4 protein-coding genes are annotated in these 7,290 nt (G+C 75.6%); 3 read left to right on the top strand and 1 reads right to left on the bottom strand.

The window, feature by feature from the left end:
- The first annotated feature begins 103 nt into the window (after positions 1 to 103).
- Together SSBG_RS03615 and SSBG_RS35630 are read left to right on the top strand one after the other, a co-directional pair.
- Complete coding sequence (locus SSBG_RS03615; protein WP_008744867.1) at positions 104 to 1,507, top strand: DUF1116 domain-containing protein; 1,404 nt, start codon at positions 104 to 106, stop codon at positions 1,505 to 1,507.
- 85 nt (positions 1,508 to 1,592) lie between these two features.
- A complete protein-coding gene (locus SSBG_RS35630; protein ID WP_078491206.1) occupies positions 1,593 to 2,414 on the top strand; it encodes a DUF2877 domain-containing protein in 822 nt (273 codons plus the stop codon).
- A gap of 13 nt (positions 2,415 to 2,427) precedes the next feature.
- Here SSBG_RS35630 and SSBG_RS03610 read toward each other — a convergent pair whose 3' ends face one another.
- Positions 2,428 to 4,563 (bottom strand): phosphocholine-specific phospholipase C, encoded by a 2,136-nt coding sequence (locus tag SSBG_RS03610; protein WP_037868856.1) that lies wholly within the window; start codon positions 4,561 to 4,563, stop codon positions 2,428 to 2,430.
- Positions 4,564 to 4,811: 248 nt separating this feature from the next.
- On the opposite strand from SSBG_RS03610, the gene SSBG_RS30110 reads away from it, so the two are divergent.
- Positions 4,812 to 7,247: an FAD-dependent oxidoreductase gene (locus tag SSBG_RS30110; protein WP_050776719.1), complete on the top strand. Its 2,436-nt coding sequence runs from the start codon at positions 4,812 to 4,814 to the stop codon at positions 7,245 to 7,247.
- Positions 7,248 to 7,290: the final 43 nt, after the last annotated feature.

Genomic DNA, 7,290 nt, shown 5'->3' with positions numbered 1-7,290 from the left:
CGGTGTCCTCCTCGCCGGCAGCTCCACCCACGCCGCCTTGCCTCGCCGCCGGGCACCTCGCACCGTCCCCCGCACCCGTTCCCGCCCGAGGAGGAGCCCGCGCATGACCCCCTCCCTGCTCGACCACACCCCGCGGATCGCCGCCGTCGGCGTGGACGGCTTCGTCGCGCCCGCCCGCGCGGCGGGCGCCGACGTCCGGCAACTCGACTGGCGGCCCCCCGCCGCCGGGGACACCGCCCTCGGCGCCAAACTCGCCCGGCTCAGCGCGCACCCCGCCGTGGAGGCGGCCAACTCCCGCGCGCTGGAAGCGATCCGCGCCGTGCAGCCGCTGCTCACCGATGTACGGCCGGCCGCCGGGCTGATCCCCGCGCTCGCCGGGGAGCGCCTGCTGCTGCACGCCGGGCCACCCCTCCCGTACGAGGAGATGTGCGGGCCGATGCGGGCCGCCGTCACCGGGGCCGTGCTCCTGGAGGGCTGGGCGGCCGACGCCGGGGCCGCCGTGCGCCTCGCGCGCTCCGGCGGCATCCGCTTCGCGCCCTGCCACCACCACGACGCGGTGGGCCCGATGGCCGGGATCATCTCGCCGTCCATGCCGCTCCTCGTCGTCGAGGACGCGGCGACCGGCCGCCGCGCGTACTCCAACCTCAACGAGGGCAAGGGCCGCTGCCTGCGCTACGGGGCGCTCGGGCCGGACGTGTCGGCGCGGCTGCGCTGGATGGGCGAGCGGCTCGGGCCGGGCCTCGGCGCCGCGCTGCGCGCCCGCGAGGAGCCGCTCAACCTGCGCGCGCTCACCGCGCAGGCCCTCCTCATGGGCGACGAGTGCCACAGCCGCAACACCGCCGCCAGCGCGCTCTTCGCCCGGGAACTCGCCCCGGACCTCGCCCGGCAGGCCGCGCTCGGCGGGATCGAGGCGCTCGACTTCCTGCGCGACAACGACTACTGGTTCCTCAACCTCTCCATGGCCGCGAGCAAGCTCGCCATGGCGGCGGCCGAGGGCATCGCGCACTCCACCGTCGTCACCGCCTTCGCCCGCAACGGCGTCCGCGTCGGCATCCGCACCGCGGGGACCGGCGCACGCTGGTACACGGCGCCCGCCGCGATGGTCGAAGGGCTGTACTTCGCCGGGTACCGGCCCGAGGACGCCAACCCGGACATCGGGGACAGCGCGATCACCGAGACCCACGGGCTCGGCGGGTTCGCGCTCGCCGCCGCGCCCGCGATCACCGGTTTCGTCGGCGGCACCCCCGCGCTCGCCCGCCGCGTGAGCCGCGAGATGGCGAGCCTGGCCGTGGGCCGCCACAACGACTACCGCCTGCCGGGCATCGACTTCGCCGGCAGCCCGCTCGGCATCGACGTCCGCGCCGTCGTGGACACCGGCCGCGAGCCCGTCATCACCACCGGCATCGCGCACCGCGAACCGGGCATCGGCCAGATCGGCGCGGGCCTGACGACCGCCCCGCTCGACTGCTTCGTCCAGGCCCTGGCCGACTTCCCGGAACCGGAGTGAACGCCGCCACGGAGCCGGGACACGACCCCGCGCCCACCCCCGCGCCGCCGGCCGCGCGGCCGCCCGCCCTTCCCCCGGCCGCCCGCTGGCCCTTCCTCGCCACCGCCGCCCGCCCGCCCGTCCTCGTCACCGCCGACGCGGCCGGGCCCGTGCACGCCCTCGTCCACGGCCCCCCGCGCCCCGCCCGGGTCGTCGCCGCCACCCGGTACGCCGTCCACCTCGCCACGGACCGCACCGACCTGCCCGCCCTTGCCGTCACGCGCCCGGACGCGGTGCGTACCCCGAACGCGGCGGTCCTGCGCGAGCCCGCCGCCCTCTGGCCCGCACCCGGCACCCCGGCCGCGTACGGGGACGGGGAGATCCGGCTCGGCGCGCTCACCGTCCGCCTCGGTCCGGACCCCTGGGCCCCGCCCCGTGTCCACGGGCTCCTCGCCGCCGGGCCGCGCCCCGAGCGGCTCGCCGAACTCGCCCGCGCCGTCCGCGCCCGCCCCCCGGAACCGTCCTGCGCCACGCCGCTGCGCGCGCTGCGCCGGGCGCTGCGGGCGCGGGACGGCGAGGCGGTGCTGCGTGCGGCAGGCACGCTGCCCGGCGCGGTCCCGGGCTCACCCCCTCCGGCGACGACATCCTGTGCGGCGTCCTCCTCGCCGCCCACGCCCTCGGCGTCCCGGCGCCCGCCGTCACCGCGCGGGTCACCGCGCCGGACACGGCGACCCGCACGCCGCTCGTCTCCTTCGCCCTGCTGCGCCACGCGGTACGGGGCGAGTGCGTGCCCGAGGCGGCGGCGGTGCTGCGGGGCCTCGGCGCCCCCGGCCCGCTCGACGCCGCGCCGCTGTTCGCGGTCGGCCACCACTCCGGGACCGATCTCGCGCGCGGCCTCCTCGCCGGGCTCACCGCTCGCCGCCGATGAGCCCGGCGGGAGCTCAGACGACCGAGCCCGTGCGGCTCACGGCGCCCGTCTCGATGTGGCCGGCGAAGCGCTGCGAGAAGGCGCTGTCACCGGCCACCGTCACCGTGAAGTCGTACCAGCCGTCCGCGAGGGCGACCTGCTGGAAGTAGTCCTTCACGCTCTTGCCCGCCGCGACCTCGTACGTCCACGTGCCCGTGCGGTAGTGCGTGGCGGCCACGGTGAAGGTGAGGGCGCGGTCCGGGTCGTCGTTGGCGAGGGTGAACCACAGGGCGAGCTTCCCGCCGTACGTCTCGAAGCTGCCGCGCACGCGCGCGAACCGCCCGGCGCCCGCGCCCGTGTCGCCCCGGAAGCGGCGCAGGAAGCGGTTCGGGCCGGTCACCGAGAGGTCGTAGCGTCCGCCGCCGTATCCGGCGCCGATGTTGAAGAAATCGCTCGTGGCCGCGTCGGGGCCCACCGTGTACTGCCAGGGGCCGCCGCCCCGGTGGCCGTTGGCGTACGCGGCGAAGTGCGCGGCCGACGTGGCCTGCGCCCCCTTGTTCTCCAGGTTCACCCAGATCTTCTGCGTGCCGGAGGGGCTGGTGCCCTCGTAGCGGTCGAGATACGCGTTGACCTGGTAGGGCAGGGCGCACGCGGGCTTGTTGCCGCTCTCCTGGACCGGCAGGCTGCCGGTGCCGGAGGGGGCGCTCGGCGCGGTCGTCGCGGAACAGGCGCTCGTGTCCATGACGGGCTGCCCGGCCGGGGTGACCGCGGGCAGTGCGGGCAGCGGCCCGAAGACGGGGTGCTCGAAGTCGAACGCCGAGGTGAGGTCCCCGCACACCGCGCGCCGCCACGGGCTGATGTTCGGGCAGCCGACCCCCGTCCACCGCTCCAGGAAGCGCAGCACCGAGGTGTGGTCGAAGACCTGCGAGTTGACCCGGCCGCCGCGCGTCCACGGCGAGGCGATGATCATCGGCACCCGGAAGCCGAGGCCGACCGGCTTCCCGCCGGAGTACTCCGTCGCGTCACCGGTGTCGGCGGGCACGGGCGGCGGCACGTGGTCGAAGAAGCCGTCGTTCTCGTCGTAGGTGAGGATGAAGACCGTCGAGTCCAGCGTCTTCCGGTCGCTGCCGAGCGCTTCGAGCACGCGCTTCGTGACGGTCGCGCCCTTGCCCGGACTCGCGTTCGGGTGCTCGGAGTTGGCGTAGTCCGTGACGATCCACGAGACCTGCGGCAGCGTCCCCGCCGCCACGTCGGCGCGCAGTCGCGCTATCAGCGCGTTCGCGACGTCCCCGCCGTCGTACGGGACCCCGGCCACGCCGCGTTCCCACAGCGCCGCGTCGCCCTTGCCGTCCTGCGCCGGGTCCTTCGTCAGGAAGGGCTTGAAGTACTCCAGGGCGTTGTCCCCGTAGTTGCGCTCCGCGTCGCGGTCGTGGACCTGGTAGACCTTCCAGCTCACGCCGGCCGCCTGGAGCGCCTCGGCGTACGTCTGCCAGTTCTGCTCCTTGCGGCGGAAGTCGCCGCCGTTCGTGTTCGCCTGGTTGGCGCCCGCGAGCCCGACGCCGGTCGAACCCGACCAGAGGTAGTTCCGGTTGGGGCCGGTGCCGGTCAGCGAGGAGCAGTGGTAGGCGTCGCAGACCGTGTAGGCGTCGGCGAGCGCGTACGTGTAGGGCAGGTCGGTGCGGTCGTGGTAGCCCATCGTCATACCGGTGCCGCTTTTCGCCGCGTACCAGTTGTCCATCCGGCCGCCGTTCCAGGCGTTGTGCTGGTCGCTCCAGCTGTGCCCGCCGCCGTCCACCTTGCACTGGGCGCTGCGCCAGCCGCCGCTGCCCGCGCTGAGCCGCCAGGGGTGGAGCGAACCGCTGCCGCGCGGCTGCTGGAAGACCGAGCGGCCCGAGGGGCCGGAGGCGCTGCCGGGCAGGTCGATCGCGGTGTGGTCGCCGAAGCCGCGGACGCCCTTGAGCATCCCGAAGTAGTGGTCGAAGCTGCGGTTCTCCTGCATGAGGATCACGACGTGTTTCACCGGCGCGAGCCGGGGATCGACCGCGACCGGCGCGGCGGCGGGCGCGGTCGCCCCCGCCCCGGAGGCGCGCGCGGCGCCGCCGGTCATCGCGGTGGCCGCGACGGCCGTCGCCGAGACGAGGAACGTTCTGCGTGAGGGGGTGTGAGCCATGGGGTGCTTCCTGATCCACGCGGACGGGGGGACACCGAACATTCGCGTGCGCCGGTGGCCACTTCGTCAACACCGCGCGAACGACGGCCGAACCCGGCCCGCGCACCGGCAGGGGACACCCCGCCGCAGAACCCGATCTGTTTCACATGCTGCACATGACTTGCGTTCAGTGCACGGCGGATGCCCTACTGGTGCCGGTGCCCCCAACCGGGGGCACCGGGGAGTCAGCGGCTGAGGAGCGGGCGGGGATGCGGGAAGAGCACGTGGAGCACGACATCACCGTCGTCGGCGGAGGGCTCGCCGGGACCTGCGCCGCCATCGCGGCGGCCCGGCTCGGCCTGCGCGTCGCCCTCGTGCAGAACCGGCCCGTGCTCGGCGGCAACGCGAGCAGCGAGGTCCGGGTCTGGGTGTGCGGGGCCACCGCCCACGGCGTGCACCGCTTCGCCAGGGAGACCGGCATCATGGGCGAGCTGTACACCGAGAACCAGTACCGCAACCCCGAGGGGAACCCGTACTACTGGGACCAGGTCGTCCTCGACGCCGTCCTCGCCGAACCGCTCATCGACCTCTACCTCGACACCGACGTGCGCGAGGCCGAGGCGTCCGGCCCGCCCGGGGACCGCACGGTCCGCTCCTGCACCGGCTGGATGACGGGCTCCGAACGCCGCATCACCTTCCGCGCCCGCCAGTTCCTGGACTGCACCGGCGACGGACTCCTCGGCGCCCTCGCCGGCGCCCGCCATCGCGTCGGCCGCGAGGCGCGCGCCGAGTACGACGAGCCCTGGGCACCCGAGGAGGCCGACGGGGCGCTCCTCGGCTCCACGCTCCTCTTCCACACCAAGGACCTCGGCCACCCGGTCAAGTACGTCGCGCCCGCCTACGCCAAGGACCTCTCCACCACGCCCCTGCTGCGCAACCGCGTCCTGCGCACCGGCGACAACGGCTGCGACTACTGGTGGATCGAGTGGGGCGGCGCCCTCGACACCGTCCACGACAACGCGCGCATCCGCGACGAACTGCGGGCCGTCGTCGCCGGGGTCTGGGACCACATCAAGAACTCCGGCGAGTTCCCCGACGCCGCCTCGCTCACCCTCGAATGGACCGGTGCCGTCCCCGGCAAGCGCGAGTACCGGCGCTTCCTGGGCGACCACGTCCTCACCCAGCGGGACATCCTCGCCCAGCGCCCCTTCCCCGACCGCGTCGCCTTCGGCGGCTGGTCCATCGACCTCCACCCCGTCGAGGGGATGTACGCCGAGGAGCCCGGCGCCCGCCAGCGCCACACCGACGGCGTCTTCCACATCCCGCTGCGCTCCCTGTACTCGGCGAACGTCCGCAACCTGTTCTTCGCGGGCCGGAACATCTCCGCGAGCCACGTCGCCTTCGGCGCGACCCGCGTCATGGCGACCTGCGCGACGCTCGGCGAGGCGGCCGGGACGGCGGCGGCCCTGTGCGTGCGCGAGCGGCTGACCCCCCGTGAACTCGCCCACGACCACCTCGGCCTCCTGCGCCGCGCGCTCCTGCGCCAGGACGCCTCCGTCCTCGGCCTCGCCGACGAGGACCCGGCCAACCTCGCCCGCGCCGCCCGCGTCACGGCGTCCTCGTACCAGAACGCGCTGCGCGCCGAACCGGGCCGGGACGGCAGCGCAGATCCCGAAACGGACGGCAGCGCAGACCCCGGTACGGACGGCAGCGCAGACCCCGACGGGGACGGCAGCGCAGCTCACCGCGCGGACGCCACCGCCTCGCCCGGCGCGGGCGCCGAGCCCTACCCCCTCACCCGCGACGTCGGCCTCCTGCTCCCCGTCGATCCCGCGCTCGACGCGATCGACCTCCACGTCCACGGCCCCGCGAGCGGCCCCGCCCGGGAGCTGACCGTCGAACTCTGGGGCACCGGACGGCCCGAGAACGCCGTACCCGCCACCCACCTCGCCACCACCACCGTCCGGGTCCCGCCCGGCGGCCCCCACTGGGTCACCGCCGCCCTGCCCCACCACCCCGCCGCGCCCGAGAACGTCGTGGTCCTCGTCCGTGCCTGCCCCGGCCTCGCCCTCACGCTCCTCGGCGAGCGCACGGACGGTGTCCTCGCCCTGCGCCGCCGCGCCGAGGGCGACCCCGCCGTAAACCACGACATCCCCGAGGAGGCGGCACAGCCCGTACTGGAGTGGGAGGCCCGCGCGCTGCGCCGCCGCTCCTTCGCCTTCCGCGCCCGCCCCGCGACCCGCGCCTTCGCGCCCGAGCGGGCGGCGGGCGGCCACCAGCGCCCCTACGGCGGCCCGAACCTGTGGTCCTCGGCCCGCCTCGCGGACCCCGCGCACGCCGGGGAGTGGCTGGAACTGGAGTGGGCGCGCGAGCAGGACATCGCGGAGGTCCGCCTCGTCCTGGACGACGACGTGGACGAGTACCTCAACAACCTGCACCGCCACCGCACACCCTTCGCGGTCATGCCCGAACTCCTGCGGGACTACCGCGTCCAGGCACGCGCGGCGGACGGGAGCTGGCGCACCCTCGTCACCGTGCGGGACAACCGCCGCCGCCACCGCGTCCACCACCTGCCCGCCCCCGTCCGCACCCGCGCCCTGCGCCTGCGCGTCGACGCGACGCACGGCGCCCCGCACGCCCACGTGCACGCCTTCAAGGCGTTCGCGGAACGGGGCGGCGCGCCCGGGGGACCCGGCACGGTGTGAGCGGGGGGCGGGGAGCCCGGACGGTGCGAGTGGGGGGGGCGGG

It is taken from the genome of Streptomyces sp. SPB074 (assembly GCF_000154905.1).
In the GTDB taxonomy this organism is placed as follows: Bacteria; Actinomycetota; Actinomycetes; order Streptomycetales; family Streptomycetaceae; genus Streptomyces.
This window is presented reverse-complemented; position numbering and strand designations above follow the sequence as displayed.